Source organism: Methylobacterium haplocladii (assembly GCF_007992175.1).
Taxonomy (GTDB): Bacteria; Pseudomonadota; Alphaproteobacteria; order Rhizobiales; family Beijerinckiaceae; genus Methylobacterium; species Methylobacterium haplocladii.
In genome coordinates this window covers 16,619-40,854 of record NZ_BJZT01000031.1, presented here as the reverse complement: position 1 = coordinate 40,854, position 24,236 = coordinate 16,619, and the positions used below count along the sequence as shown (strand labels likewise).

Genomic DNA, 24,236 nt, shown 5'->3' with positions numbered 1-24,236 from the left:
GAGAAAGCGGAAGTGACGAGGATGACGGGATCGGCCCCGGTCGCGATCATCATGGGAAGCCAGTCGGACTGGGCGACCATGCGGCATGCCGCCGAGACCCTGGACGCGCTCGGGCTCGCCTATGACGCGCGCATCGTCTCGGCGCATCGCACGCCGGACCGGCTCGTCGCCTTCGCCAAGGGCGCGCGCGAAGCCGGCTTCAAGGTGGTGATCGCCGGCGCCGGGGGCGCTGCGCACCTGCCCGGCATGACGGCGGCGATGACGCCGCTGCCGGTCTTCGGCGTGCCGGTGGAATCGAAGGCGCTCTCGGGCCAGGACAGCCTGCTCTCCATCGTCCAGATGCCCGCCGGCATTCCCGTCGGAACCCTGGCGATCGGCCGCGCGGGCGCCATCAACGCGGCGCTCCTCGCCGCCGCCGTGCTGGCGCTGACCGACGAAGCGCTGGCCGGCCGGCTCGATGCCTGGCGCGCCCGCCAGACCGAAGCCGTCACCGAGCGGCCCGACACGACCGCCAAATAAAAGCTGACGTCATGACGAACTCGAAAAAGGCAGGGCCGGTTCGGCCCGGCGGTACCATCGGCATTCTCGGAGGCGGCCAGCTCGGCCGCATGATCGCGCTCGCCGCAGCGAATTACGGGCTCAAGGTCCACGTCTACGCGCCCGACGCCGACAGCCCGGCCTTCGACGTCGCCGCTGCGAAGACGGTAGCGCCCTACGAGGATCCGCAAGCGCTCGCCGCCTTCGCCGACAGCGTCGACGTGGTCACCTACGAATTCGAGAACATCCCGCATGCCACCGCCGAGATCCTGGCACAGCACGCCACGCTCCATCCGAACCCGCGTGCCCTGCTGACGACGCAGGACCGCCTCGCCGAGAAGCGCTTCGTCAACGGCCTCGGCATCCCGACCGCGCCGTTCCAGGCCGTCGATACGGCAGAGGATCTCGCCGACGCCCTCGACGCCCTCGGCCGCCCCGCCGTCCTCAAAACCCGACGCTTCGGCTACGACGGCAAGGGCCAGCGCATGATCCGCGACGGGGACGACGCGGCGGCGCTCTTGGCGGAATTCGGCGGCGCGCCCTGCATTCTCGAAGGCTTCGTGCCGTTCGAGCGCGAGATCTCGGTCGTCGCCGCACGCGGCACGGACGGCGCCTTCGCCGCCTACGACCCCTGCGCCAACGAGCACGCGGATCACATCCTCGCCCTCACCCGCGTCCCCGCGCCGGGGCTCGCCCGCGCGACGTCCGATGCGGCGATCGCCATCGCGAAAAAAATCGCCGAGGCGCTCGATTATGTCGGTGTCCTCGCCGTCGAGCTGTTCGAGGTTGCCGGCCCGGCCGGTGCGGCCCGGCTCGTCGTCAACGAGATCGCACCCCGCGTCCACAATTCCGGGCACTGGACCATCGAGGGCGCGACGACCTCGCAGTTCGCCCAGAGCGTCCGGGCCGTCTGCGGCTGGCCGCTCGGCGACGCGTCGCGCGTCGGCGGCCTCGACGTCGAGATGCGAAACCTCATCGGCGACACGGTGGACGACTGGCCGAAGATCCTCGCCGAGCCCGGCGCCCATCTCCACCTCTACGGCAAGGGGGACGCCCGCCCCGGCCGCAAGATGGGCCACGTCACCCGGCTGATCCGCCGCCGGGATTCGTAGCCCCGGCGCAACAGGGCGGCCCGATCGGCACCTCCACGAGCCCTGTTCCGCCCCTCCGGCGGGTGGGGCCACACCTTCGCCACATGAGAAGGCTTCAGCGGCAAAGTCGCGCCGTCTTAAGCGTGCGTTCACCGCATTCGGCGAACGTGCCGGACACTCGGACAAGACGTCGAGCGCGCGACGGGATCGTAGACAGGGTCGGCCTCGCGCACCGAGCGCGAACGGGCCGAGGGGGAGCGGGTCGATGACGTCCATGAAGCTGCGGACGCACCATGTTGGTATCTTGAGCGCGCTGGCGCTGACCGCAGCCGCCCTCGGCGGTTGCGAGACCTACAGCGCCGGCTCGCCGCGCCAATACGCGGTGCTCGAAGCCGCCGACACCACCGGCGCCACGAACGTCAACATCAATTCGCTGAGCGACGTGATCTCCCGCAACCCGGGCGACGCCGGCGCCTACGTGACCCGCGGCGCGGCCTATGCCCGCTCGGGCCAGTATAGCGACGCCATCAACGACTTCTCGAAAGCCATCCAGCTCGATCCGAACTCCGGCTCGGCCTACAACAACCGGGCACTGGCGTACCGCCAGACCGGCCGCAACGACGCCGCCCTACAGGACTTCTCGAAGGCGATCGGCAACGATCCGAACTTCGCCGCCGCCTATATCGGCCGCGCCAACCTCGAACGCGCCCAGGGCGATCTCGGCGGTGCCATCAACGACCTGAACAGCGCAATCCGCCTCGCGCCCGAATCCGCCGAGGCGTATCACGCCCGCGGCCTCGTCCGGCAGAAGCAGGGGCACGACGCCGAGGCCATCGGCGACTTCGCCGCCGCCATCGACCGGAACCCCTTCGTCGCCGCGCCCTACGCCGCCCGCGGCCAGAGCCTGATCGCCACGAACCAATACGACAAGGCGATTGAGGACTACAACGCGGCCCTCAACGTCAACTCGAAGGACGCCAATTCCTGGGCCTATCGCGGCCTCGCCTACGAGAAGACGAACCGCAAGAAGGAGGCCCGGGAGAGCTACACCCAGGCCGCCCAGCTCGACCCGAACAACCCGATCGCCAAGCAGGGTACGAGCCGCCTGTCGGGCGGGATCTTCTGAGACGCCGATCGAATCGGTGGAGATACGAAAAGGGCAGCGGATCATCCGCTGCCCTTTTCGTTTGGCCTCGATCCACGCCGTCATTGCGAGCGCAGCGAAGCAATCCAGAGCAGCAAACACACCCGTTCGGGATGTAGCCCTGGGTTGCTTCGCTGCGCTCGCAATGACGGCAGATGGGACGCGAACCCTCAGCCGTTCATCAACTCCGGCCGCCTGTGCTCGCAGGCGATGCGGCGGACCGTGCCGGTGTTCGAGCGGTAGACCACCGTCTCGGTCTCGATCATGCCCGGCTTGAAGCGCACGCCGGCGAGCAGCGCACCGTCGGTCACGCCGGTGGCCGCGACGATCACGTCGCCGCGGGCCATGTCGTGCATGTCGTATTTCCGGTTCGGATCGGTGATGCCCATCTTGGCGGCGCGGGCCCGCTTGTCGGCGCTGTCGAGGATCAGCCGCCCCTGCATCTGGCCGCCGATGCAGCAGAGCGCGCTCGCGGCGATCACGCCTTCCGGCGCGGCGCCGGAGCCGAGATAGATGTCGACGCCGGTCTCCTCCGGCTTCGTCACGTGGATGATGGCGGCGATGTCACCGTCCGAAATCAGGCGGATGCCGGCGCCCGTGGCGCGCACCGCCGCGATCAGGTCGATGTGGCGCGGGCGGTCGAGGATGATCGCGGTGAGCGCCGAGGGCTCGACGCCCTTGGCCTTGGCGAGCGCTGCGATGTTCTCGGCGGGGCTGCGGTCGAGGTCGATCGTGCCCAGAGGGTAGCCGGGGCCGATTGCGATCTTCTGCATATAGACGTCGGGGGCCGCCAGCAGCGTGCCTTTCTCGGCGAGGGCCATCACGGCGATAGCGCCTGGCATGTCCTTGGCGCAGAGCGTCGTACCTTCGAGGGGATCGACGGCGATGTCGACCTCGGGTCCCTGGCCGGTGCCGAGTTCCTCGCCGATGTAGAGCATCGGCGCCTCGTCGCGCTCGCCCTCGCCGATCACCACGGTGCCGACGATGGGCAACGCCATCAACTCCTCGCGCATGGCGTCGACGGCGGCCTGATCGGCCTCGCGCTCCTTGCCCTGGCCGCGCAGCTGCGCCGCCGCGATGGCGGCGCGCTCGGTCACGCGCACGAGTTCCAGCGTCAGGCCCCGCGCGGAGCGGTCGCTGAAGATCCCGGTATCGGCCAAGGGCATCGTCGTCTCGTCCCCGTCGTTTCTGTGGGGCCGCCGCGTCCGCGGTCCGGCCCCTATTCGCGCTCGATCCGGATCAGCTGCGGCGCCTCTGCCAGCAGCCCGTCCGCGGCGATGGCGTCAAGGGCCGCGCGGATGTTGCCCTCGGTCGCCGCGTAGGTGATCAGCACCAGCGGCACCGGCTGGCGCGAGAGGCCGTGCGGATCAATGGAGGCCGCCTTGGCCGAGCGGCGCTGCACGATGCTCTCGATCGAGATCTCGCGCTCGGCCATCCGGGTGGCCACGCCGGCCGCGACGCCGGTGCGGTCGTGGACGGTCAGGCGGACGTAGTAGCCGCCCTCGTGGCGCTGCATCTCGACCCGGCGGGGCGCGGCGAGGCGCGCGACGGGCTTGCCGAAGGTCGGGCGCACCAGCCCGGCCGCCACGTCGGCGATGTCGGCGACGACGGCCGACGCCGTGGCATCGCCGCCGGCACCGGGACCGATCAGGGTCAGTTCGCCGACCGCATCGGCATCGATCGTCACGGCGTTGGTCACGCCCATGACTTGCGCGATGGCGGTCGCCTTCGGGACCATGGTCGGATGGACGCGCTGTTCGATACCGGCCTCGGTGGCCTGTGCGACGCCCAGCAGCTTGATGCGGTAGCCGAGCTCGTCGGCCATGGTCAGGTCGAGGGGCTGGATCGCCGAGATACCCTCCACCGAGACGCCCTCCACGTCGATCTCGACGCCGAAGACCAGGCTCGTGAGGATCGCGAGCTTGTGCGCGGTGTCGAAACCCTCGACGTCGAAGGTCGGATCGGCCTCGGCGTAGCCGAGCGCCTGCGCGTCCTTGAGGCAGGCCTCGAAGGTCAGCCCTTCCGCCTCCATCCGGCTGAGGATGTAATTGCAGGTGCCGTTCATGATCCCGTAGACGCGGCTGACAGCATTGCCGGCGAGCCCCTCGCGGATCGCCTTGATCACCGGAATGCCGCCGGCCACCGAGGCCTCGTAGGCCAGCGAGACCCCGCGTGCCTCGGCCATCTTGGCGAGCGCATTGCCATGATGGGCGAGCAGGGCCTTGTTGGCGGTGACGACATGCTTGCCGACGGCCAGCGCCGCCTCGACGATCTCCTTGGCCGCACCCTCGGACCCGCCGACGAGCTCGACCACGCAATCGACCTCCTCCGAGCGTGCGAGGGCGACCGGATCGTCGAACCAGGTGAATCCGGACAGGTCGATCCCCCGATCCCGCTTTGCGTCGCGGGCCGACACGGCTGTGACGCGGACCGTGCAGCCGGTGGCAGCGGCCAGCGCCGCGGACCGCCGCTCGATCATCCGCACGACCGCGGCGCCGACGGTGCCGAGCCCGGCGATGCCGACGCGGAGCGTCCGCGCACCGTCACGCGAGGACGAGCGCGGCGAAAGGATGCGGTCGATCAGGCTCATCATCAGATTCCGAGTCGGGCGGCAATCGCACGGTCGAGGGATCACGCGCTGTAACGCGACCGGGGCTGGTATGGAAAGCGGGCGCGGCGGGAAGGCAGGGCTCGGAGCGCCGGACGGGACACCAAGATTCGCGCGCTGATCAGCGGCATTTGTTATGATTGCGGCGGTGGATTTGCGGAGGCCGCGATGCACCCTACTCTCGAAGACGCCTCCAAACCCGAGGGAGGGTCGGGGATCGGATCGCTGCTGACGTCGATCGCTCGTGAAGCCGGTGGGTTGACCGACGCCGAAGCCGAGCAATTCGATCGGCTCCGGGACAAGACGCCGGCCGAACCGATGCGTTTCAAACGCAGCCCTGACGCTGCGGCCGCACCCGAAGCGCCAATCCACAGGCGTTTAACGCCTTGAAATCGCAGCGGCCCGCCTGGGGTGAGGCTTAAACGGCCGTTAACTGGGCCGGGCTAGCCTTAGCGAAACGTTTCTCTCTCCGTCCGGTCCCGCATGCGCTCGCTCCGCCGTTCTGCATCGCCGTACGACACCTTCGTCGACAGCTTCCGTCCGTTCATGGCGAAGCGTCTGACGGAGTGTGGCGGCTTCATCCTCTTTGCCGGCGCGGTGGCCACGATCGTGGCGCTGGCGACGTGGTCGATCGACGACCCGAGCCTGAACCATGCCACCGAACGCGCGGCGCACAACGTGCTCGGCCGTCCCGGTGCGGTCGTCTCCGATCTGGCGATGCAGCTGCTGGGGCTCGGCGCCCTCGCCTTCGCCTTGCCACCGGTGTTGTGGGGCGTGCGTCTGATGCGCGAGCACGACCTGCCGCGCGGCGGGCTCCGGCTCGCCTTGTGGGTGATCGGCTTCCTCGCCGCCAGCGCCGTGGCGAGCGCCCTGCCTCCGACCGCGAGCTGGCCGCTGCCGACCGGGCTCGGCGGCGTGGCCGGCGATGCGCTGCTGTCGGTGGCGCGGCTGGTCGTCGGCGCGGTGGCCGGGCCCGCCGCCGCCCTCGTCGGCTTTCTCTACGCGGCCGTTGCGATCCTCAGCCTGACGGGAGCCTGCCGCGCCGGAGCCGGCGACGACGAGGCCGAATACGACGAGCCGGTCTACGCGAACGACCGCCAGCATCGTCACGACGCCGACGAGCCGAGCCTCGGCATCCTGTCGCTCGGCGCCCTGGCGCAGGGCGTCATGAACGGCCGCCGGGCTTTGCGCGCCCGCATCGCCGGCTGGACGGCCCGGCAGCAGCCCGACGATCTCGCCTATGCCGGAACCTCGCCCGGAGCGCTGGCGGCCCAGCGCGCCTTCGCCGACGACCCGCCCTGGGCGCCCCAGGCGCAGGAGCGGCTCGCTCGGGGATCGGAGACGCGGCGCGAGCCGGTCTTCGACGATGGCGGCCAGGATGCCGGAGACGATGCCGATCGCCGCATCGTGGCGGCGCGGCCGGAGACGGTTTCCCGGCGCATGCCGATGAGCGCTCCGCTACCGGACGACGAGGACGAGGATCTCGCGGAACCCGCGCCCGTTCAGCGCGCCCGCGTTTCCGCCCCGTTGCCGCCCGCGGCACCGGCGAGCCAGCGGCCGATGCCGCGCGGCGAGCCCAGCGAGTATCATCATCCCGCCCTCGAACTCCTGACGCAGCCGCGTCCTCCGGCGCCCGGCTCGGAGGTGTCCAGCGACGCCTTGGAACAGAATGCCACCCTGCTGGAGGCGACGCTCTCGGATTTCGGCGTGCGCGGCGACATTCTGGCCGTTCGCCCCGGCCCCGTGGTGACGCTCTACGAGCTGGAGCCGGCGCCCGGCACCAAGTCGAGCCGCGTGATCTCGCTCGCCGACGACATCGCCCGCTCGATGTCGGCGATCTCGGCCCGCGTCGCGGTGGTGCCCGGCCGCAACGCCATCGGCATCGAGCTTCCGAATGCCAAGCGCGAGACGGTCTTTCTGCGCGAGCTGCTGGCCTCGAGCGATTTCGTCGAGACCAAGCACCGGCTGGCGCTCTGCCTCGGCAAGAACATCGGCGGCGAGCCGATCATCGCCGACCTCGCCCGGATGCCCCACCTGCTCGTCGCCGGCACCACCGGCTCGGGCAAGTCGGTGGCGATCAACACGATGATCCTGTCGCTGCTCTACCGGCTGAAGCCGGAGGAATGCCGCCTGATCATGGTCGACCCGAAGATGCTGGAACTCTCTGTCTACGACGGCATCCCGCACCTGCTCTCCCCCGTCGTGACGGACCCCAAGAAGGCGGTCATCGCCTTGAAGTGGGCCGTGCGCGAGATGGAGGAGCGCTACAAGAAGATGTCGAAGGTCGGTGTGCGCAACATCGACGGGTTCAACGCCCGCCTCACCGAGGCGCGCGACCGCGGCGAGACCATGACCCGCACCGTGCAGACGGGCTTCGACCGGCAGACCGGCGAGGCCGTCTACGAGGACGAGGTCATGGACCTCAACCCGCTGCCATACATCGTCATCGTCGTCGACGAGATGGCGGACCTGATGATGGTTGCCGGCAAGGACATCGAAGGTGCCATCCAGCGGCTCGCCCAGATGGCCCGCGCCGCCGGCATCCACCTGATCATGGCGACGCAGCGCCCGTCGGTCGACGTCATCACCGGCACGATCAAGGCGAACTTCCCGACCCGGATGTCCTTCCAGGTCACCTCGAAGATCGACAGCCGCACGATCCTCGGCGAGATGGGCGCCGAGCAGCTCTTGGGCCAGGGCGACATGCTGTTCATGGCCGGCGGCGGACGAACCACCCGCGTCCACGGCCCGTTCTGCTCGGATTCGGAGGTCGAGAGCGTGGTCGCCCATCTCAAGCGCCAGGGCCGGCCGTCCTATCTCGACGCCGTGACGGCGGACGAGGCCGAGATCCCGGCCGGCGCGCCGGGCGCGGTCGACGACGGTCCGGTCTTCGATGCCGGCCAGTTCGGTGCCGAGGGCGGCGATCTCTACGATCAGGCCGTCGCCGTCGTGTTGCGCGACAAGAAGGCCTCGACCTCCTACATCCAGCGCCGCCTGCAGATCGGCTACAACCGTGCCGCGTCGCTGATGGAGCGCATGGAGACCGAGGGCCTCGTCGGCCAGGCGAACCACGCCGGCAAGCGCGAAATCCTGGTCGAGGCCGAGGGCCACGACTGATATCGACGGCGGGGGATTTCGGCTCTCTCGTCCCGTTCTTGGCCGATCGCTCCGGAGCCTTCTTCTCTGCGAGCGCCGCGAATTAGCCCAGGGTCGCACTCGAAACGTGAGTTGGTCGGCCCTGGTTTGCTGCACTCAAAATAAGGGCTGAGCTCGCGCCACGGCCTCCGAACGCGCGTCAGGCGGAGCCGGCATCCCGTGCGGGCTGTAACAGCCAACGGTCCGGCTGAGCCGGCCCTCGGTCGTTGCCTCGCCCCGCCGACGCACGCGTCGACATCGATCCGGCGCCCCCTCGACGAGCGACCGGACGGCCTATTTCTCCAGGAATTCCACGGTCGCGTTTTTCTCCACGTGGCTCCCGAGGTCACGGGCGTCCCAATTCGTCAGGCGGATGCAACCGTGCGAATTGGTCTTTCCGATATTCTCCGGCTCCGGCGTGCCGTGGATGCCGTATGAGGGGATCGCCAGATCGATCCAGACCACCCCGACAGGGTTGTTCGGCCCGGGTCGAATCGAAAAGGGATGGCGGGCGCTCACCCCCTTGAAACGGTATTTCGGGTTGTAGCGGTACCAGGGGTCGAAAGTGGCGCGCGTGGCTTTGGTCGATCCCGACGGAGCGGGCTTCTCCTCGCTGCCGATCGAGGCCGGGTAGTCGCCGACGAGCGCGCCGCCATCGCCGTAGGCACGCACGCGCCGGTTTCCCTTGTCGACCTCGATCCGCGTCACCCTCGGTGCGACGGGCGCACCTTTGACTGCGCCGGTTTCGAACGGCGCCACCGCCGCGACCATGATGACCGTCCCCGGCCGGTCGAGCGGCTTACCTGGGTTCATCGCCGCGAGCAGGTCGCGCTGCATGTGAAAGCGCTCGGCGAACATCTCGCGGGGGTTGGTGTAGGTCATCGCCTTCAGCGCGGCCTGCGCTTCGAGCTTCGGCGGGACGCGTATGAACGGGCCTTTCACGTCGGCCTCGGTAATCGTGTACGCAGTCACCACTGGATCCGATGAGGACGCCTGGAGCTTCTCGACGAGCGCCCGATCGAGGCTGTCCGTCGCCGGCAGCCCCTGCGCCTTCGCATAGGCTGCGATCGCCCGGCGGGTGTTGTCGCCGTGCCGCCCGTCGATGGCACCGGGCGAGAACCGAGCCCGGTCGAGCAGCACCTGTACCTTGATCATCAGCGGATCGGGCCGTTCCGACGACGGCTTGCCGCCCTGACCCGACTTCTTCGAGGCCTCCTGCGGAGGCATCGTAAACGTCGCGCCGTTGATCGCCTCTTCGGTGAGGGCCGGCGCCGCGTCGGGCTTTTCGCTGCTCCGCGCGCGGGCTGCGGCGGGCCGCGGAAGTGCAGCCACCCCCAGGGTCCCGGCGCATAGCGCCAAGGCCAACCATCGTACGCGCATCGGTTCCAGATCCTCGGCGGCAGCCGCCACGTGCGGTTCGCTCCAGCCAAGTGGCGGAATGGGCCCAGCGTTCCGGCTCAGCCGAGAGACGCGATGCCGCGCCGACGCATCAGGAGGCGAGCCCAGTCAGCACGTCCTGCCCGGAGGCGCTCACCGTGTAGCGGGTGCGTTGGGTACGCCGATCGCGGCCCGTCACGGTCAACAGGCCGAAATCCGTCAGCGCATCGACCGCGCGCAGGACCAGGGCGTGTTCGACGCCGAAGACGCGGGCGAAGCTCCGGCTGTCGGCGGCGAGGTCCAGAGAGAGGGCGGCAAGCAGGCCGGCCTCCAACGTCGACAGGTCGGACCGCAGGGCCGCGATGGTGTCCGTGGCGGCCAGGAAGGTCTCGGCGTCGGCGGGCGGCTCGCTCATGCGGCCTGGGCGGCGGCGGATCGGGCGCGGATCTTCACCAGCACCGATTTCGAGGTGGGCGTGTCCGAGAGCTCGCCGAAGCTCGACAGCGGCACCAGAACGTTCAGCTCGGGATAGTATCCGGCGAGGCTTCCGCGCGGCATGTCGAACGGCACGAGGCGAAAATCCTCGGCGACGCTCTCTTCAGCACCGTCACCGGCCCGGACGATGTCCACGCGATCGCCCGCACGCGCCCGCAATGTCGCGCAGTCGTCGGGATGCGCGAACACCACGCGGCGCTCGCCATAGACGCCGCGATAACGGTCGTCGAGGCCATAGATCGTGGTGTTGTACTGGTCGTGACTCCGAAAAGTCTGGAGCACGAAGGTGTCCGCGGTGCCGGCCGCCCGCTGGTGCTCCGTGGCCAGCGGCAGCGGCCCCGAGGCGAAGTCGGCCTTGCCGCTGGCGGTCTCGAAGACGCGCTCGGCGGCGAGGTTGCGCAGCATGAAGCCGCGCGGGCGGCGGACCCGCAGGTTGAAGCCGGTGAAGCCGGGAATGGTCTTCTCGATGAGGTCGCGGATGCCGTCGTAGTCGTCGGCGAGCGCGGCCCAGTCGACGTGAGCGGAGCCGACGGTGGCCGCGGCCATGCCGGCGATGATGCCGATCTCGGAGCGCAGTTCGGGGGAGGCCGGCTTGTTGATGCCGCCCGAGCCGTGGACCATGCTCATCGAATCCTCGACGGTCACGATCTGGACCTTGCCCTTCGTGTTCCGGTCGATCTCGGTGCGGCCGATGCAGGGCAGCAGGTAGGAGACGCGGCCCGGCAGCAGGTGCGAGTGGTTGAGCTTCGTCGCGATGTGGACGGTGAGCTCGCAGGAGGCCAGCGCCTTGGCGACCAGCGCCGTGTCCGGCGTGGCGCGGGCGAAGTTGCCGCCGAGCCCGATGAAGGCCTTCGACGAGCCGTCGAGCATCGCGCCGATGGCGGCGAGCACGTTGTGGCCGTGCCGGCGGGGCGACGTGAAGCCGAATTCGCGGTCGAGCGCATCGAGGAAGGCGGCCGGCGGCTTCTCGTTGATGCCGACGGTGCGGTCGCCCTGCACGTTCGAATGGCCGCGCACCGGGCAGAGGCCCGTTCCGGGTCTCCCGATGTTGCCGCGCAAGAACATGACGTTGGCGATCTCGCGTACCGTCGCGACGGAGTGGCGATGCTGGGTCACGCCCATTGCCCAGGTCGCGATGACCTTGTCGGCGCCGAGATAGACGTCGGCCGCGGTCTCGATCTGCTCGCGGGTCAGGCCGGACTGGTCGAGGATCGCCTCCCAGGCTGTCGCGTCGACGGCAGCGCGGTAGGCCTCGAAATCCGAGGTCTGGCGGCGCAGGAAGGCGCGGTCGAGGAGCGAAGGCCGGCCGGCGGCGAGCTCGATGTCGTCCCGCGAAAAGACGACCTTGGCGATGCCGCGGAAGGCGGCCATGTCGCCGCCCAGGCGCGGCTGGAAATAGTGGCTCGCGATCGGCCGGCTGGCGCCGCGCAGCATCTCGACGCTGTTCTGCGGATCGGCGAAGCGCTCGAGCCCGCGCTCGCGCACCGGATTGAACGCCACCACCTGAGCGCCGCGCTCGGCGGCGCGGCGCAGATCCGCCAGCATGCGCGGATGGTTGGTGCCGGGGTTCTGGCCGACCACGAAGATCGCGTCCGCCTTCTCGAAATCCTCGAGCAGCACCGTGCCCTTGCCGATGCCGATGGCGTCGACGAGCCCGATGCCGCTGGCCTCGTGGCACATGTTCGAGCAGTCGGGGAAGTTGTTGGTGCCGTAGTGGCGCGCGAAGAGCTGGTAGAGGTAGGCCGCCTCGTTCGAGGCGCGACCCGAGGTGTAGAACTCGGCCCGGTCGGGGTGGTCGAGGCCGTTGAGCGTCACGCCGATCTCGGCAAAGGCCTCGTCCCAGGTAACGGCGACGTAGCGGTCGCTGGCCGCGTCGTAGCGCATCGGATGCGTCAGCCGGCCTTCGCCTTCGAGCGCATAATCCGTCCATTTCCGAAGTTCGGTGACGGTGTGTTTCGCAAAAAACTTCGGCGGCGTGCGCTTGTCGGTGGCTTCCCAGGAGACGGCCTTCACGCCGTTCTCGCAGAACTCGAAGGACGAACCGTGGGCCGGGTCTCCCCAGGCGCAGCCCGGACAATCGAACCCGTCCGGCTGGTTGGCGCCGAGTAGCGCCCGGGCCCCTGAGAGCGGGGCGCGGCTCTTCAGCAGATGCTTGCCGCAGCTCTTCAACGCGCCCCATCCACCGGCGGCGGAAGAGCGCTTGGGGCTCGTTTCGGTGCGGTTCATGGAGGTCCGATCGCGGATGTCGGAGAAATCGTCTCGCCCGCCGGCCCGTCTCCGCATCGTGGCGCGTAAGGGCGGCAGGCACGAGCAAACCTAGCAGTTCGCACCTGCGAAATGATTTCGGCTCGATGAGGGGATACCCATGCCGAAAATGCATGGATGAGGCAGTATCTCGCCTGAGACAGTCGTTTTTGGAATAATTCGACGATACCAAAGCCGAGACGCGGGCGAGATTGGCATTCACCGCACGCAACCTTTTGCCGGCGGCTCAGGCCGCCAAAGCCTCCGGCATCGCCGCTGCCGTGACCACGCGGTCGCGCCCGGCATCCTTCGCCCCGTAGAGCGCCGAATCGGCTCGGCGCATCAGGTCGTCGAAGCAGCCGGTTTCGCCGGGCCGGGTTGCGGCGACGCCGGCACTGACGCGGATCCTGAGGCGCGGATAGGCAGCGAGCGCAATCCTTCCGATGGTGGCGCGGACCTGCTCGGCGGCTCGCGTGGCGTCCTCGGCATCGCCGCCGACGAGCACGCAGGCGAACTCCTCGCCGCCCATGCGGCCGAGCAGGGCGCCCTTGGGCAGGACGGCGTTGGCCGCGTGGCCGAAGGCGACCAGCACGCCGTCGCCGACGGCGTGGCCGTAGGTGTCGTTGATCGCCTTGAAGTAATCGAGATCGAACAGGATCAAGGCCACCGGCCGGGTCCGGCCGGCGAGATGGGCCTGCGTACGGCCGACGAAGGCGCGGCGGTTGGCGAGTCCGGTCAGGGAGTCGGTCTCGGCGGCAAGGCGCTGCTTGAGCTCGGCCCGCTCCTTGGTCAACGCCATGAAAACGAAGGCGATGGCCACGGTGAACAGCACGCCGGCAAAGCACAGGACGGCGAGCCAGGGGGAATCCTGCGAGCGTGTCGCCGCCGGCAGCGGCGCGAGCGCAGCAAGCGGCACCCGCACCCAGTAGAGCAGTGCATAGGCCGCCATGAGCACGATGGCCGACCAGCGCGAGGCCAGGGGCTCGTGGCGACCGCGCCAGATCTCCGCGGCACAGAGCGCGCAGAACAGCCCGGCGACTGCGGAAGCGAGCATGATGCGCATCGCGAGCGAGCCGTAGAAGGCCGGCACCAGACAGGCCATGGCCCAAAGCGCACCGCCGGACAAAGCCATGAGGTAGGCCGGCTTTCGGCCTTCGAATGCGCGGACCCCGCTCCAGATCAGGCCGTAGGCTCCCAGCATCATCGCGTTGCCGAGCCCGACCGAAAGGCTGTCGGGGATCGTGTTGCGCAGGCAGAGCAGGGCCGAGGCACCGGCTCCGCCGAGATGGGCGACGCCCCAAATCGCAAGCGCCCGCGTGCGGCGGGCCTGCCCCCACGACAGCAGGAAGAGGACGCCAACCATGAAGGTGACGACCACCGTCATCAGGAAGAGAGTCGGTGTGTCGAGGCGCATCCAGCGCGGCCTGTCCGTTGCTCGACGACCGCAGACGGTGCGTCGCCGCGATTGTTGCTCCCCAACCGCGAAGATTGGGTTTACGCAACTTGAGATTGGCGAAAGCGCAACACGCACCGAGGCATCGGCCGAAGTCGATATCGAAAATCGAGCCGTCGTATGGGTTTGAGGCCCGCTCGCCGGCGATAGCATCCGTCCGTCGGTCTATCAGGCGAACCGGTCGGCCCGGCGAACCAAGCAGGTGGCGACGGCATAGGTGACGCTGGCGCCCTGCGCATCGAAGGCCCGCAGCGCTCGCCTCAGGGCTCCGGGCGAGAGGATCGCGGCTTGATCGGCCGGTGTCTGGGCGCCGATCGTTCGGAGCGCACGCAGGAACGCGGCGCCGTCGGCATGGGCCTCCCGCAACAGATCAAGCCGGATTTCGGCGGTGCACCCGCCGAAACGCAGGCTCCGCAGGGCTTCGAGGTTCGGATAGGCCGGTGTCGCCGCGCGTCCGCCCCCGGCCTCGCCCCACTCGCGAAACGTTCCGGCGGCGAGCGTCGTGACGGCGAGGAGGCCGCCCGGCCGCAGCAGCCCGGCAAGCCGATCGAGCCCACGCTCCAGATCGACGAACCATTGTGCGGCGAGGCTCGACACGACGAGATCGAAGCCGGGCACGAGGCCGGGTCGCTCACCGTCCATCACCGCGAAGTGGACGCCGCTCGATGTGCCGATCCGGGCACGGCAGCGCGCCAGCATCGCCGGAGCGATGTCGGTGACGAGCATCGGTCCGACGGTGATGCTCGCCCGCAGGGCCTCGGTCAGCAGTCCGGTGCCGCAGCCGATCTCGAGCGTTCGGGGCGACGAGGCGAGCGGCTCCTCGGCCACGGTCGCGGCGAGACGCGCGGCCACGCTCGCCTGGATGCCGGCGGCGCGGTCGTATCCCTGCGCGCGATCGAAGGCCTGCGCGACGGCCCGCTTCCACGCGGTCATGTCTCTTCGGGGTGCGGTGGCTGGCGCCGGCCTATCGCGGCCGGGCACTCCGCTCAAGCTCCGGGCGGCGGTGACACACGAGCCGGCCGCCGGCGGAGATCCGTTCGGCCACCGATCAGTCGTCGTTCAGCGGGTGCAGGTCGCGGACCATACCCTTGAGGCGGTCGTCGAGGACGTGGGTGTAGATCTGCGTAGTCGAGATGTCGGCGTGACCGAGCAGCTCCTGCACGATGCGCAGGTCGGCGCCGTTGCGCAGCAGGTGGCTGGCGAAGGCGTGGCGCAGCACGTGCGGCGAGATCCGGTCCTCGCGGATGCCGGCTGCGGCGCCCGCAACCTTGAGATCGCGGGCGAAGGCCTGCCGGGTGAGATGCCCGCTCTCGCTGTCGGCCGGAAACAGCCAGGGTCCCTCCCCCGGCACATGGGCGAGATGCTCGCGCATCGCCTCGCGGGCAACCTCCGTCAGCGGCACCAGCCGCTCGCGGCCGCCTTTGCCCTTTACTACGAGGAAGCGTTCGCGGGTCGAAGCCGCGGAGCGCGGCAGCGCGATCAACTCCGAGACGCGCAGGCCGGTGGCGTAGAGCAGCTCCAGCAGGCAGAGCATCTTTTTGGCGCGCGCCGCATCCGTACGGTTCTCGGCGGCTGCGACCCGCTCGCGGGCCACCGCGAGCAGTCCGTCGACCTCGGCGATCGAGAGCACCTTCGGCAGGGTCCGAGCCCGGCGCGGACCGGCGACCGGCGCGCTCGGGTCGGACTCCGAACAGCCTTCTGCGTACAGGAACTTGTGGAAACCGCGGATGCAGGAAAGCCGGCGGGCGGAGGAGGACGCCTTCAGACCGCGCGGTTCGAGACCGGCGATGTAGGCGCGGACCGTCGCGGCCTCGGCCTCGGCCGGATCGACGCCCCCGTCCGCAAGATACCGGAGATAGTCGTCGAGATCGCGCCGATAGGCGGCGAGCGTGTTGGCGGCGGCGCCGCGCTCGGCCGCCAGCATGTCGAGATACGGCTGAGCGGCATCCGCCGGAAGCGCTTCCCGGGCACGCTCCGTCCCAACGGTCGGCATCGGAGCCGTCGCCGGGCGCCGGCCCTGCCGTGACGCTCCCGGACGGCTCGGGCTCACTTGCCGCCCGGCTGGAGCTTCGAATTCGGGATGGCCACGCTCATCTCGCGCTGCGTCGGCTCGACGAAGGTCGCGAGGGCGAAGATCGCGGCGAAAACGGCCCCGGCGAGGATGGCCAAAATCGCGAGAAAGCGGAACAGGGACGGCACGGCGCGCGAACCTCTCGGGCGAACTCAATCATCGCGCGCGGTGGGACCGGATGCGCGTGTCGGACCGGAGGGTTCTGGTCCCATGCGTCGCCCGGGAAGGCAAGGTCCGGGAAGCCACAGCGGAGCTTGGCGAAGCGCTTCGCCCGCTCTCGAAAACCGTCTATGACCGCCGAATGACCGACCCCGAGGCCACGGGCTCAGATTCCCACGACCCGATCGAGGCGCGCATCCGCCGCGCCCTCGGCGCGCGCTCCATCGTGCTCGTCGGCCTGATGGGCGCCGGCAAGAGCACGGTCGGGCGGCGGCTCGGCAGCCGGCTCGGCCTGATGTTCAAGGACGCGGATTCCGAGATCGAGGCCGCCGCGAACCTCACCATCACCGATCTTTTCGCCATCTACGGCGAGGCGAGCTTTCGCGAGGGCGAGGAGCGCGTGATCTCCCGGCTGCTGCGCCAGGGGCCGATGGTGCTCGCCACCGGCGGCGGCGCGTTCATGCGGGAAGCCACCCGCGCGCGGATCGCGGAGAGCGCCGTGTCGGTCTGGCTCCGGGCCGAGCTCGACGTGCTGATGCGGCGGGTGAAGAAGCGCAACACGCGGCCGCTGCTCCAGACGGCCGACCCCGAGGCGACGATGCGCGAGCTGATGGCCGTGCGTCACCCGGTCTACGGGCAGGCCGACGTCGTCGTCCTGTCCCTCGATGTCTCGCACGATCGCGTGGTGCAGGACGTGCTGGAAGCCCTCGACGTCTGCCTGAACCCGCCCGTCCACGGCGTCGCCGCGCAATAGAGCACGCCGGCCAACGAGTTGAGAGCATGAGCGAACGCCTGACCGTCCACGTGCCCCTCGACCGGGGCCGGGATTACGACATCGTCATCGGCCGCGGCCTGCTCGAAGAAGCGGGTGCGCGGATCGCGGCGCTCGGCGGCCGGGCGGCGGCCATCGTTACGGACGACACCGTCGCCAGCCTCTATGCCGAGCGCGTCCAGGCATCGCTTGAGGCGGCCGGGCTGCGCGCCGGCCTCGTCAGCGTCACGCCGGGGGAGGCCTCGAAGAGCTACGCGACCTTCGCGCAGGTCTGCGACGGCCTGCTCGGGCACAGGATCGAGCGCGGTGATCTCGTGGTGGCCCTCGGCGGCGGTGTCGTCGGCGACCTCGCCGGCTTCGCCGCGGCCTCGCTCCGGCGCGGGGTACGCTTCGTCCAAGCGCCGACCAGTCTTCTCGCCCAGGTCGATTCCTCCGTCGGCGGCAAGACCGGCATCAATTCGCCGTTCGGCAAGAACCTGATCGGCGCGTTCCATCAGCCACGCCTCGTGCTGGCCGATACCGGCGCCCTCGATACCCTGTCGACACGCGAGATGCGGGCCGGCTACGCCGAGGTCGCGAAATACGGCCTGATCAACGATGCCGGCTTCTTCGACTGGTGCGAGGCGAACTGGGCCGGCATCTTCTCCGGCGGCCCGGAGCGGGACGAGGCGGTGGCGATCTGCTGCCGCTCCAAGGCCGGCGTGGTGGTGCGCGACGAGCGCGAGGACGGCGAACGCGCCCTGCTCAACCTCGGACATACTTTCGGTCACGCTCTGGAGCGCCTGACGGGCTACGACTCGGCCCGGCTCGTCCACGGCGAGGGCGTCGCGATCGGGCTGGCCCTCGCCTTCCGGTTCTCGGCACGGCTCGCCCTCTGCCCGGGTCAGGATGCCGGCCGCGTCGCCAACCACCTGGCGCTCGCCGGCCTGCCGACACGGCTGAGCCAAGTGCCGGGCGGCTGCGGCGACGCGACGGCGCTCCTCGACGCCATGGCCCAGGACAAGAAGGTGCGCGATGGGCGACTGACCTTCATCCTCGCCCGCGGGATCGGCCGGAGCTTCATCGCGCCGGGCATCGACGCCGCCGACGTTCGCGCCTTCCTCGACGACGAGTTGCGCGACAGCTGAAGTCTCAGCGGCTCGCGTCAGGCCGGCATCGCCGACAACCGCAGCAATTCCACGATCAGCGGCTGCGCCGATTCCGCCACCGTCTCGACCCGGGTCGTGATGCGCAACTCGGGTGCCTGCGGAGCTTCGTAGGGCGAGGAAATTCCGGTGAAATCGGGGATGCTCCCGGCGCGGGCCTTCTCGTAGAGCCCCTTCGGATCGCGCGCCTCGCAGACCGCGAGCGGGGTATCGACGAACACTTCGAGGAACGGGATATCGCCGGCCGCGCGCCGCGCCGCTGCGCGCTCCGCGACGAAGGGCGAGATCAGCGAAACGATCACGATGAGACCGGTCTCGGTCATGAGGCGGGCGACCTCAGCAGCGCGGCGGATGTTTTCGTTGCGGTCCCGAGCGCTGAAGCCGAGGTCGCGGCTGAGACCCAGACGGAGATTGTCGCCGTCGAGCACCATGCTGTGACGCTTCTCGGCGGCGAGCGCACGATCGACGGCGTCCGCGATCGTCGACTTTCCCGAGCCGGACAAGCCGGTCAGCCACGCGATCACGGGCTTCTGTCCGAGGAGCGACCAGCGCGCCTCACGTGGCTGAAACGCCTGACATCTGAGATCGGTGCTCGGCACGGATGTCCTTGAAGGCGACGATCTGCCGGTTCGTGGCGCGCTGCTGCGATGAGTTTGAAGACATCATGACGGTCGAGCAAGCGTTCGGGTAGAACTCGGACGCAGCGACGCGCGTCGATCTTCATGCGCCACGGTAAGATCATCGCCAGCGGCAGAACGTGCCAGACGATCTTGCTAGCGAACAAGCCGGCTCGACGGACGACATCATGGCCCGCCGAGTGCCGCGCGCGTGACGGCGTCGGCGCCGATATCGGCACAGCCCTTCATGCCCAACGCCTCGGTCAGCCGGAAGCGGGCGCGGCTGACCCGGCTCTTGATCGTTCCGACCGCCACGCCGCAGATCTCGGCCGCCTCCTCATAAGTAAAGTTCTGTGCGCCGACGAGGATCAGGGCCTCGCGCTGGCTGTACGGAAGCAGGCCGAGTGCCTCGCGGAACTCACGCAGCTCGAGGCGCACCTCCTGCTCGGGCAGGCTGGTGAGCTTGCCGGCCATGACGTCGTCGGCATCCTCGACCTCACGCTTCTTCTTGCGCTGCTCGGAATAGAAGAGGTTGCGCAGGATGGTGAACAGCCACGCCGTCAGATTGGTGCCACGGGCGAAACTGTCCGCCTTGACCCAGGCCCGCACCAGCGTGTCCTGGACGAGGTCGTCGCTGCGATCGAGATCGTAGGTCAGGGAGAACGCGAAGGCCCTGAGCGCGGGGATCGCCCCGAGCAGCAGATCCCGCATTTCGGAATCCGCTCCGAGCGGTGTGCCGATCGGGAGGGCCATCGAGGCTGCGGTCCGGGTCATCATGAGCCCTCACTGTTCTTCGATGCGGCGGCCAGTTCGTCGATGAGCCGCGTGAACCTCTCGGGGAGTGGTTGATCGAGGACGCTTCCGTAGAGGAGACGCAGGTTGCGCCCGATGCGCCGACGGTCATCGGCTCCGATGCCGTCGGCGGACGACCCGCCCGCGCCGGAGCCGGATGCGGATGGCGCGGGAGGGGGTGCCCCCTGCCGGTCGCGGCGATCGTCGGTCATCACGCCTCGTCTTCGTGCCTGCCGCCCGGCCCGGGTCGAGATCGCGGAGTGCAGTCGCCTTGAGACCGATTGCGCTCCGGCCGGATGGGGCTTTTGCTGAAGGAAACGTGGTAGCGGGACGCGATTTAACCGCTTCTGAAGTATGTATTCAGTTGGCCTTCAATAAGCGGAAACCGTTCGGAAACATGTAAAAGGCCACGCTCATTGCCAAGCTTCACCGATGACAACGCGATTTATTTCCGGGGACGCGCCACATCATCTTGCGGATATGAGCGTATCTGCCTCGAAGAACCGTGCTCCCTCTCAACAAGACGGCGAGGGCCCGATCGATGATCATCGTTTTCGGATCGATCAACGTCGATCTCGTCACCAAGGTCGCTCGTATTCCGAGGCCGGGCGAGACCGTGACGGGAGACGCCTACCAGCGCCTCCCGGGCGGCAAGGGCGCGAATCAAGCGCTGGCTGCGCGCCGCGCCGGAGCGGAGGTGCGGATGCTCGGCGCCGTCGGCGACGATGCCTTCGCGGAGCCTGCGCTCGTGAATCTGCGGGAGGCGGGCGTGGACCTGTCCAGCGTTCGGCGGACGGACCGCCCGACGGGCGTGGCCTTCATCGTCGTCGATGCCGAGGGCCGGAATGCGATCACCGTCGCCGCCGGGGCGAACACAGCCGTCGAGGCTACGGCTGTCGAACGCCTCGACCTCGGCGCCCAGGACATTCTGCTCCTGCAGAGGGAAATCCCGGATGCCGCCGGCGAATCGGCGGCGCGCAGCGCGAAGGCCGCGGGCGCGCGCGTCGTGCTGAACTTCGCTCCGTCGGGCGTGATCCCGGACAGCTACCTCGCGCTGGTCGACATCCTGATCCTGAACGAACACGAGGCGGCCGATCTGGTCTCGGCTCTGGCGATCGACACCGGATCGCATGCCGCGCTCGCGGACGCTCTCCAGATCCGCTTCGGCACCGACGTGGTCGTGACCCTCGGCGCGGCCGGTGCGGTGGGCTGGTCGAACGGTATCGAGCACCGCACCGCCGCCCTGCCGGTAAACGTCGTCGACACCACCGGGGCCGGCGACACCTTCGTCGGCATCTTCACGGCCGCACTGGCGGAGGGAACCTCCTTCGGGGACGCCTTGCGACGCGGGTCCATCGCCGGAAGCCTCGCCTGCACCTGCTCCGGAGCCCAGGCCGGCATCCCGACCCGCCGGGCGATCGATGCGGCGATGAACGAACACCCACACCGCGGCTAGACGAGGCGCACCGGCTTGCACGGCGCCGAAACGGCTGGTAGCCCAAGGACCCGATGCCGGTTTAGCTCAGCTGGTAGAGCAACCGCCTTGTAAGCGGTAGGTCGCGAGTTCAAGTCCCGCAACCGGCACCACTACTGTCACCATCCAAACCCTCAACCGCCCGTCATCGGCGGAAAGAACGCGATCTCGGCGGCCCCCGTGATCGGGCTGTCCGGCTTGGCGTGGACGCGGTCGATGGCGGCGCGCACGATGCCCTCGTTCTCGAAAGCGTAGGCGTATTCCTCGCCGCGGGTCTTCAGCCAGGACACCAGGCCGGCGACCGTCTCGATGCCGGGCGGTGGGGCGACGATCTCGTCGGCCTTGCCGATCCGCTCGCGGACCCAGGCGAAGTACACGAGCTTCATGGTTCGGCGGTTCCGCTCAGGGCTCGTGGATGACGTGCCGGATCCCGGCCCGCATGTAATCCCAACCGGTGTAGAGCGTGAGGGCTGCGGCGATCCAGAGCAGGACGAGGCCGATATCGACCGTGTGCGGCAGGATCGTCTCGCCGGCCGGCCCGGCCACGAGGAAGCCGAGGGCCACGAGCTGCAGCGTGGTCTTGTACTTGGCGACCCTGCTCACCGGCACGCCGACCTTCAGCTCGGCGAGGTATTCGCGCAGTCCCGAGACCAGCACCTCCCGGCACAGGATCACGATCGCCGCCCAGAGCGAGAAGCCCGAGATGGTGTGATCGGCGGTCAGCATCAGCAGGCAGGCCGCGACCAGCAGCTTGTCGGCGATGGGGTCGAGCATGCGTCCGAGCGCCGAACTCTGCGCGTAGGCGCGGGCGACGTAGCCGTCGAGATAGTCGGTGATGCCGGCCACGATGAAGACCGCGAGCGCGGCGAAGCGTGCCGTCGTCTCGTCCGGCCAGAACAACAGCGCGACCAGCACCGGCACCGCGACGAGGCGGCCATAGGTCAGGCAGTTCGCGAGCGTCCAGGCCTGCGAGCGCCTTCGGGGAAAGACCGCATTCATCGGCGCGGAGAAATCACGCGCTCGCGAAGGCGTCAACCGCGGCGTTTGAGATGCGGGTTCAGGCGTTTGCATTAAAGAAATCGTAGACGGCCCTTGCGGTCGCGGCATTGACGCCCGGTGCCTGGGCGAGATCCTCCAGAGCCGCGCGCTGGATCGCCTTCACCGTCCCGAAATGGTGGAGCAGCGCCCGCTTGCGCGTCGGCCCGATGCCGGCGATCTCGTCGAGCGGGTTGCGGACCATCTCGCGCTTGCGCTTGGCCCGATGGGTGCCGATGGCGAAGCGGTGGGCCTCGTCGCGCAGGCGCTGCACGAAATACAGCGTGGGGTCGCGCGGCGGCAGCTTGAACGGGGGCTTGCCCGGGATGAAGAAGGTCTCGCGCCCGGCGTCGCGGTCGCGCCCCTTGGCGATCCCGGCGAGCGCCAGATCGGTGACGCCGACTTCTTCGAGCATCGAGCGCGCCGCTTCCAGCTGGCCCTTGCCGCCGTCGATCAGGACGAGGTCGGGCCACGCCGGAAACGTCTCGCTGTCGGCCTCTGGCTCCGGGACCGGCTCGGGCGCGCCGCCGTCGCTCGCGGCGAGTGCGGCTTCCTTCGGCGTGCGGGGCGACTCCTTCACGAGGCGCTTGAAGCGGCGGTGCAGCACCTCGCGCATCATGCCGAAATCGTCGCCCGGGCTCAGCTCCTCCGACTTGATCGTGAAGGTGCGGTAGTGCGTCTTCATGAAGCCGGTCGGGCCGGCGACGATCATCGCTCCGACGGCGTTCGTGCCGGAGATGTGCGAGTTGTCGTAGACCTCGATCCGGCGGGGCGGCTTGTCCAGGCCGAAGGCCTGGCCGAGGGCGACCAGCAGCTTGCCCTGCGAGGCCGTGTCGGCGAGGCGGCGGCCGAGCGCCTCCTTGGCGTTGCGCTGCGCGTAGTCGACCAGCGCCTTGCGCTCGCCGCGCTGCGGCTGGTGGATGTCGACGCGGTAGTCGACGCGGCTCGAGAGGGCGGCGGCGACCAGTTCGGCCTCTTCGACGGCATGGCTCGTCAGCACGACGCGGGGCGCCGGCTTGTCGTCGTAGAACTGGCCGATGAAGGAGGCGAGCACCTCATCGGCGCTCATGGAGCGGTCGGCCTTCGGGAAGTAGGCGCGGTTGCCCCAGTTCTGGAAGTTCCGGAAGAAGAACACCTCGATGCAGAACTGCCCAGCCTGCTCGTCGAGGGCGAACACGTCGGCCTCCTCGACGCCCTGGGTGTTGACGCCTTGCACCCCCTGGACCGTCGAGAGCGCAGCGATCCGGTCGCGGAAGCGGGCGGCGCGCTCGAATTCCATGGCCTCGGAAGCCTCCTGCATCGACTCCCGCATGCGGTCCTTCACCGCGTTGGACTTGCCGGACAGGAAGGCCTGGGCGTTCTCGGCGAGACCGGCATAATCCGCCTCCGAGATCTCGCCCGTGCAGGGGCCGGCGCAGCGCTTGATCTGGAAGAGCAGGCAGGGCCGCGATCGGTTCTCGTAGTAGCTGTCCGAACACGTGCGCAGCAGGAAGGCACGCTGAAGGGCGTTCACCGTGCGGTTGACCGCCCAGACATTGGCGAAGGGGCCGTAATAGCTGCCCTTCCGCCGCCGCGCCCCGCGATGCTTCACGATCTGCGGGGCCGGGCCTTCGGAGGTGAGCAGGATGTAGGGAAACGACTTGTCGTCCCGCATCAGCACGTTGAAGCGGGGCTTGAGCTGCTTGATGAGGTTCGCCTCGAGCAGAAGCGCCTCGGTCTCGGTGGCGGTGGTGACAAATTCCATCGCCGCGGTCTGCCCGATCATGCGGGCGATGCGGTTCGAATGGGCCTGCCCGCGGGCATAGGAGCCGACGCGGGCCTTCAGGCTCTTGGCCTTGCCGACATAGAGCACATCGCCCTTGGCATCGAACATCCGGTAGACGCCGGGGGATGTCGGCAGGGTCGACCAGAAGCGCTTGATCACCTCGGTGCCGGCCGCGACGGCACCGGGCTCGAAATCGAAGTCGATCTCGGCCGCGTCGTCGAGGGCGGGCGCGTCGGGCTCGTCGTCCTCGGCAGCGTCGAACGCGTCCGGCGGAACGTCTCCTCGGGCAGATCGGGGCGCGTGGCGGCTCATGGCCCCGATG

At 69.1% G+C, this 24,236-nt stretch carries 21 protein-coding genes, 1 tRNA gene and 1 pseudogene; 8 read left to right on the top strand and 15 right to left on the bottom strand.

Going from position 1 to position 24,236, the window contains the following annotated elements; genetic code table 11:
- Positions 1-21 precede the first annotated feature (21 nt).
- The 3 genes from purE to MHA02_RS14305 all read left to right on the top strand — a co-directional run bounded on the left by purE (position 22) and on the right by MHA02_RS14305 (position 2,754).
- Entirely contained in the window at positions 22-519 is a 498-nt protein-coding gene (gene purE, locus MHA02_RS14315) for a 5-(carboxyamino)imidazole ribonucleotide mutase (RefSeq protein WP_147079771.1), read from the top strand.
- An 11-nt stretch (positions 520-530) separates the two neighbouring features.
- Positions 531-1,649, top strand: a complete 1,119-nt coding sequence (locus MHA02_RS14310; protein ID WP_147079769.1) for a 5-(carboxyamino)imidazole ribonucleotide synthase — start codon at positions 531-533, stop codon at positions 1,647-1,649.
- A 244-nt stretch (positions 1,650-1,893) separates the two neighbouring features.
- Positions 1,894-2,754: a tetratricopeptide repeat protein gene (locus tag MHA02_RS14305; RefSeq protein ID WP_147079767.1), complete on the top strand. Its 861-nt coding sequence runs from the start codon at positions 1,894-1,896 to the stop codon at positions 2,752-2,754.
- A gap of 188 nt (positions 2,755-2,942) precedes the next feature.
- Here the strand turns inward: MHA02_RS14305 and glpX are convergent, their stop codons facing one another.
- Together glpX and MHA02_RS14295 are read right to left on the bottom strand one after the other, a co-directional pair.
- The gene (gene glpX / locus MHA02_RS14300) at positions 2,943-3,938 is read right to left on the bottom strand and encodes a class II fructose-bisphosphatase (RefSeq protein WP_147079765.1); all 996 of its coding nucleotides are present in this window, start codon (positions 3,936-3,938) and stop codon (positions 2,943-2,945) included.
- A gap of 53 nt (positions 3,939-3,991) precedes the next feature.
- Positions 3,992-5,362 carry a homoserine dehydrogenase gene (locus MHA02_RS14295; RefSeq protein WP_147079850.1) on the bottom strand — a complete coding sequence of 457 codons (1,371 nt, stop codon included), beginning with the start codon at positions 5,360-5,362 and terminating at the stop codon, positions 3,992-3,994.
- Positions 5,363-5,548: 186 nt separating this feature from the next.
- Here MHA02_RS14295 and MHA02_RS22445 point away from each other — a divergent pair, with 186 nt between their 5' ends.
- Positions 5,549-5,770, top strand: a complete 222-nt coding sequence (locus MHA02_RS22445; protein ID WP_210245069.1) for a hypothetical protein — start codon at positions 5,549-5,551, stop codon at positions 5,768-5,770.
- A gap of 93 nt (positions 5,771-5,863) precedes the next feature.
- Complete coding sequence (locus tag MHA02_RS14285) at positions 5,864-8,497, top strand: FtsK/SpoIIIE family DNA translocase (RefSeq protein WP_147079763.1); 2,634 nt, start codon at positions 5,864-5,866, stop codon at positions 8,495-8,497.
- Positions 8,498-8,809: 312 nt separating this feature from the next.
- Here the strand turns inward: MHA02_RS14285 and MHA02_RS14280 are convergent, their stop codons facing one another.
- The 7 genes from MHA02_RS14280 to MHA02_RS14250 form a co-directional block, all read right to left on the bottom strand.
- Positions 8,810-9,895, bottom strand: coding sequence for a L,D-transpeptidase family protein (locus tag MHA02_RS14280; protein ID WP_147079761.1), 1,086 nt, complete (start codon positions 9,893-9,895; stop codon positions 8,810-8,812).
- A 109-nt stretch (positions 9,896-10,004) separates the two neighbouring features.
- Positions 10,005-10,307, bottom strand: coding sequence for a hypothetical protein (locus MHA02_RS14275; RefSeq protein ID WP_147079759.1), 303 nt, complete (start codon positions 10,305-10,307; stop codon positions 10,005-10,007).
- Positions 10,304-12,613, bottom strand: coding sequence for an FdhF/YdeP family oxidoreductase (locus tag MHA02_RS14270; protein ID WP_147079757.1), 2,310 nt, complete (start codon positions 12,611-12,613; stop codon positions 10,304-10,306). The genes MHA02_RS14275 and MHA02_RS14270 overlap by 4 nt, the downstream gene beginning before the upstream one ends.
- 265 nt (positions 12,614-12,878) lie before the next feature.
- Positions 12,879-14,045 (bottom strand): GGDEF domain-containing protein, encoded by a 1,167-nt coding sequence (locus tag MHA02_RS14265; RefSeq protein ID WP_147079755.1) that lies wholly within the window; start codon positions 14,043-14,045, stop codon positions 12,879-12,881.
- 207 nt (positions 14,046-14,252) lie between these two features.
- The gene (locus MHA02_RS14260; RefSeq protein WP_147079753.1) at positions 14,253-15,017 is read right to left on the bottom strand and encodes a methyltransferase; all 765 of its coding nucleotides are present in this window, start codon (positions 15,015-15,017) and stop codon (positions 14,253-14,255) included.
- Between the two features lie 115 nt (positions 15,018-15,132).
- Positions 15,133-16,077, bottom strand: coding sequence for a site-specific tyrosine recombinase XerD (locus MHA02_RS14255; protein ID WP_147079751.1), 945 nt, complete (start codon positions 16,075-16,077; stop codon positions 15,133-15,135).
- A gap of 53 nt (positions 16,078-16,130) precedes the next feature.
- Positions 16,131-16,283 carry a histidine kinase gene (locus MHA02_RS14250; RefSeq protein ID WP_147079748.1) on the bottom strand — a complete coding sequence of 51 codons (153 nt, stop codon included), beginning with the start codon at positions 16,281-16,283 and terminating at the stop codon, positions 16,131-16,133.
- 173 nt (positions 16,284-16,456) lie between these two features.
- On the opposite strand from MHA02_RS14250, the pseudogene aroB reads away from it, so the two are divergent.
- Positions 16,457-18,213 (top strand): annotated as a pseudogene (gene aroB / locus MHA02_RS22985) (3-dehydroquinate synthase).
- A 17-nt stretch (positions 18,214-18,230) separates the two neighbouring features.
- Here aroB and cysC read toward each other — a convergent pair.
- From cysC to MHA02_RS14225, 3 genes are all read right to left on the bottom strand, one after another.
- On the bottom strand, positions 18,231-18,830 hold the full coding sequence (gene cysC, locus MHA02_RS14235) for an adenylyl-sulfate kinase (protein ID WP_147079742.1): 600 nt from the start codon (positions 18,828-18,830) through the stop codon (positions 18,231-18,233).
- A gap of 204 nt (positions 18,831-19,034) precedes the next feature.
- Positions 19,035-19,622, bottom strand: a complete 588-nt coding sequence (locus MHA02_RS14230; protein ID WP_244612423.1) for a sigma-70 family RNA polymerase sigma factor — start codon at positions 19,620-19,622, stop codon at positions 19,035-19,037.
- Positions 19,622-19,852, bottom strand: a complete 231-nt coding sequence (locus MHA02_RS14225) for a NepR family anti-sigma factor (RefSeq protein ID WP_147079738.1) — start codon at positions 19,850-19,852, stop codon at positions 19,622-19,624. Before MHA02_RS14225 ends, MHA02_RS14230 begins: the two co-directional genes overlap by 1 nt.
- Positions 19,853-20,181: 329 nt before the next feature.
- Between MHA02_RS14225 and MHA02_RS14220 the strand changes: the two genes are divergently transcribed.
- A complete protein-coding gene (locus MHA02_RS14220; RefSeq protein WP_147079737.1) occupies positions 20,182-21,096 on the top strand; it encodes a ribokinase in 915 nt (304 codons plus the stop codon).
- A 55-nt stretch (positions 21,097-21,151) separates the two neighbouring features.
- Positions 21,152-21,227 (top strand) — tRNA-Thr (locus MHA02_RS14215).
- Between the two features lie 21 nt (positions 21,228-21,248).
- Here MHA02_RS14215 and MHA02_RS14210 read toward each other — a convergent pair.
- From MHA02_RS14210 to uvrC, 3 genes are read right to left on the bottom strand one after another with little or no spacing between them, the layout of a single operon-like run.
- The gene (locus MHA02_RS14210) at positions 21,249-21,500 is read right to left on the bottom strand and encodes a MoaD/ThiS family protein (protein ID WP_147079735.1); all 252 of its coding nucleotides are present in this window, start codon (positions 21,498-21,500) and stop codon (positions 21,249-21,251) included.
- Between the two features lie 16 nt (positions 21,501-21,516).
- Positions 21,517-22,113 carry a CDP-diacylglycerol--glycerol-3-phosphate 3-phosphatidyltransferase gene (gene pgsA / locus MHA02_RS14205; protein ID WP_147079733.1) on the bottom strand — a complete coding sequence of 199 codons (597 nt, stop codon included), beginning with the start codon at positions 22,111-22,113 and terminating at the stop codon, positions 21,517-21,519.
- Positions 22,114-22,171: 58 nt separating this feature from the next.
- On the bottom strand, positions 22,172-24,226 hold the full coding sequence (uvrC, locus tag MHA02_RS14200; protein WP_147079731.1) for an excinuclease ABC subunit UvrC: 2,055 nt from the start codon (positions 24,224-24,226) through the stop codon (positions 22,172-22,174).
- Positions 24,227-24,236 lie beyond the last annotated feature (10 nt).

What these genes read in the sequence shown, in the direction of transcription:
- purE (WP_147079771.1), top strand. Translation starts at nt 22, where the DNA reads ATGACGGGATCGGCCCCGGTCGCGATCATCATGGGAAGCCAGTCGGAC.
- MHA02_RS14310 (WP_147079769.1), top strand. Translation starts at nt 531, where the DNA reads ATGACGAACTCGAAAAAGGCAGGGCCGGTTCGGCCCGGCGGTACCATC.
- MHA02_RS14305 (WP_147079767.1), top strand. Translation starts at nt 1,894, where the DNA reads ATGACGTCCATGAAGCTGCGGACGCACCATGTTGGTATCTTGAGCGCG.
- glpX (WP_147079765.1), bottom strand. Translation starts at nt 3,938, where the DNA reads ATGCCCTTGGCCGATACCGGGATCTTCAGCGACCGCTCCGCGCGGGGC.
- MHA02_RS14295 (WP_147079850.1), bottom strand. Translation starts at nt 5,362, where the DNA reads ATGAGCCTGATCGACCGCATCCTTTCGCCGCGCTCGTCCTCGCGTGAC.
- MHA02_RS22445 (WP_210245069.1), top strand. Translation starts at nt 5,549, where the DNA reads ATGCACCCTACTCTCGAAGACGCCTCCAAACCCGAGGGAGGGTCGGGG.
- MHA02_RS14285 (WP_147079763.1), top strand. Translation starts at nt 5,864, where the DNA reads ATGCGCTCGCTCCGCCGTTCTGCATCGCCGTACGACACCTTCGTCGAC.
- MHA02_RS14280 (WP_147079761.1), bottom strand. Translation starts at nt 9,895, where the DNA reads ATGCGCGTACGATGGTTGGCCTTGGCGCTATGCGCCGGGACCCTGGGG.
- MHA02_RS14275 (WP_147079759.1), bottom strand. Translation starts at nt 10,307, where the DNA reads ATGAGCGAGCCGCCCGCCGACGCCGAGACCTTCCTGGCCGCCACGGAC.
- MHA02_RS14270 (WP_147079757.1), bottom strand. Translation starts at nt 12,613, where the DNA reads ATGAACCGCACCGAAACGAGCCCCAAGCGCTCTTCCGCCGCCGGTGGA.
- MHA02_RS14265 (WP_147079755.1), bottom strand. Translation starts at nt 14,045, where the DNA reads ATGCGCCTCGACACACCGACTCTCTTCCTGATGACGGTGGTCGTCACC.
- MHA02_RS14260 (WP_147079753.1), bottom strand. Translation starts at nt 15,017, where the DNA reads ATGACCGCGTGGAAGCGGGCCGTCGCGCAGGCCTTCGATCGCGCGCAG.
- MHA02_RS14255 (WP_147079751.1), bottom strand. Translation starts at nt 16,077, where the DNA reads ATGCCGACCGTTGGGACGGAGCGTGCCCGGGAAGCGCTTCCGGCGGAT.
- MHA02_RS14230 (WP_244612423.1), bottom strand. Translation starts at nt 19,622, where the DNA reads ATGACCCGGACCGCAGCCTCGATGGCCCTCCCGATCGGCACACCGCTC.
- MHA02_RS14225 (WP_147079738.1), bottom strand. Translation starts at nt 19,852, where the DNA reads ATGACCGACGATCGCCGCGACCGGCAGGGGGCACCCCCTCCCGCGCCA.
- MHA02_RS14220 (WP_147079737.1), top strand. Translation starts at nt 20,182, where the DNA reads ATGATCATCGTTTTCGGATCGATCAACGTCGATCTCGTCACCAAGGTC.
- MHA02_RS14210 (WP_147079735.1), bottom strand. Translation starts at nt 21,500, where the DNA reads ATGAAGCTCGTGTACTTCGCCTGGGTCCGCGAGCGGATCGGCAAGGCC.
- pgsA (WP_147079733.1), bottom strand. Translation starts at nt 22,113, where the DNA reads ATGAATGCGGTCTTTCCCCGAAGGCGCTCGCAGGCCTGGACGCTCGCG.
- uvrC (WP_147079731.1), bottom strand. Translation starts at nt 24,226, where the DNA reads ATGAGCCGCCACGCGCCCCGATCTGCCCGAGGAGACGTTCCGCCGGAC.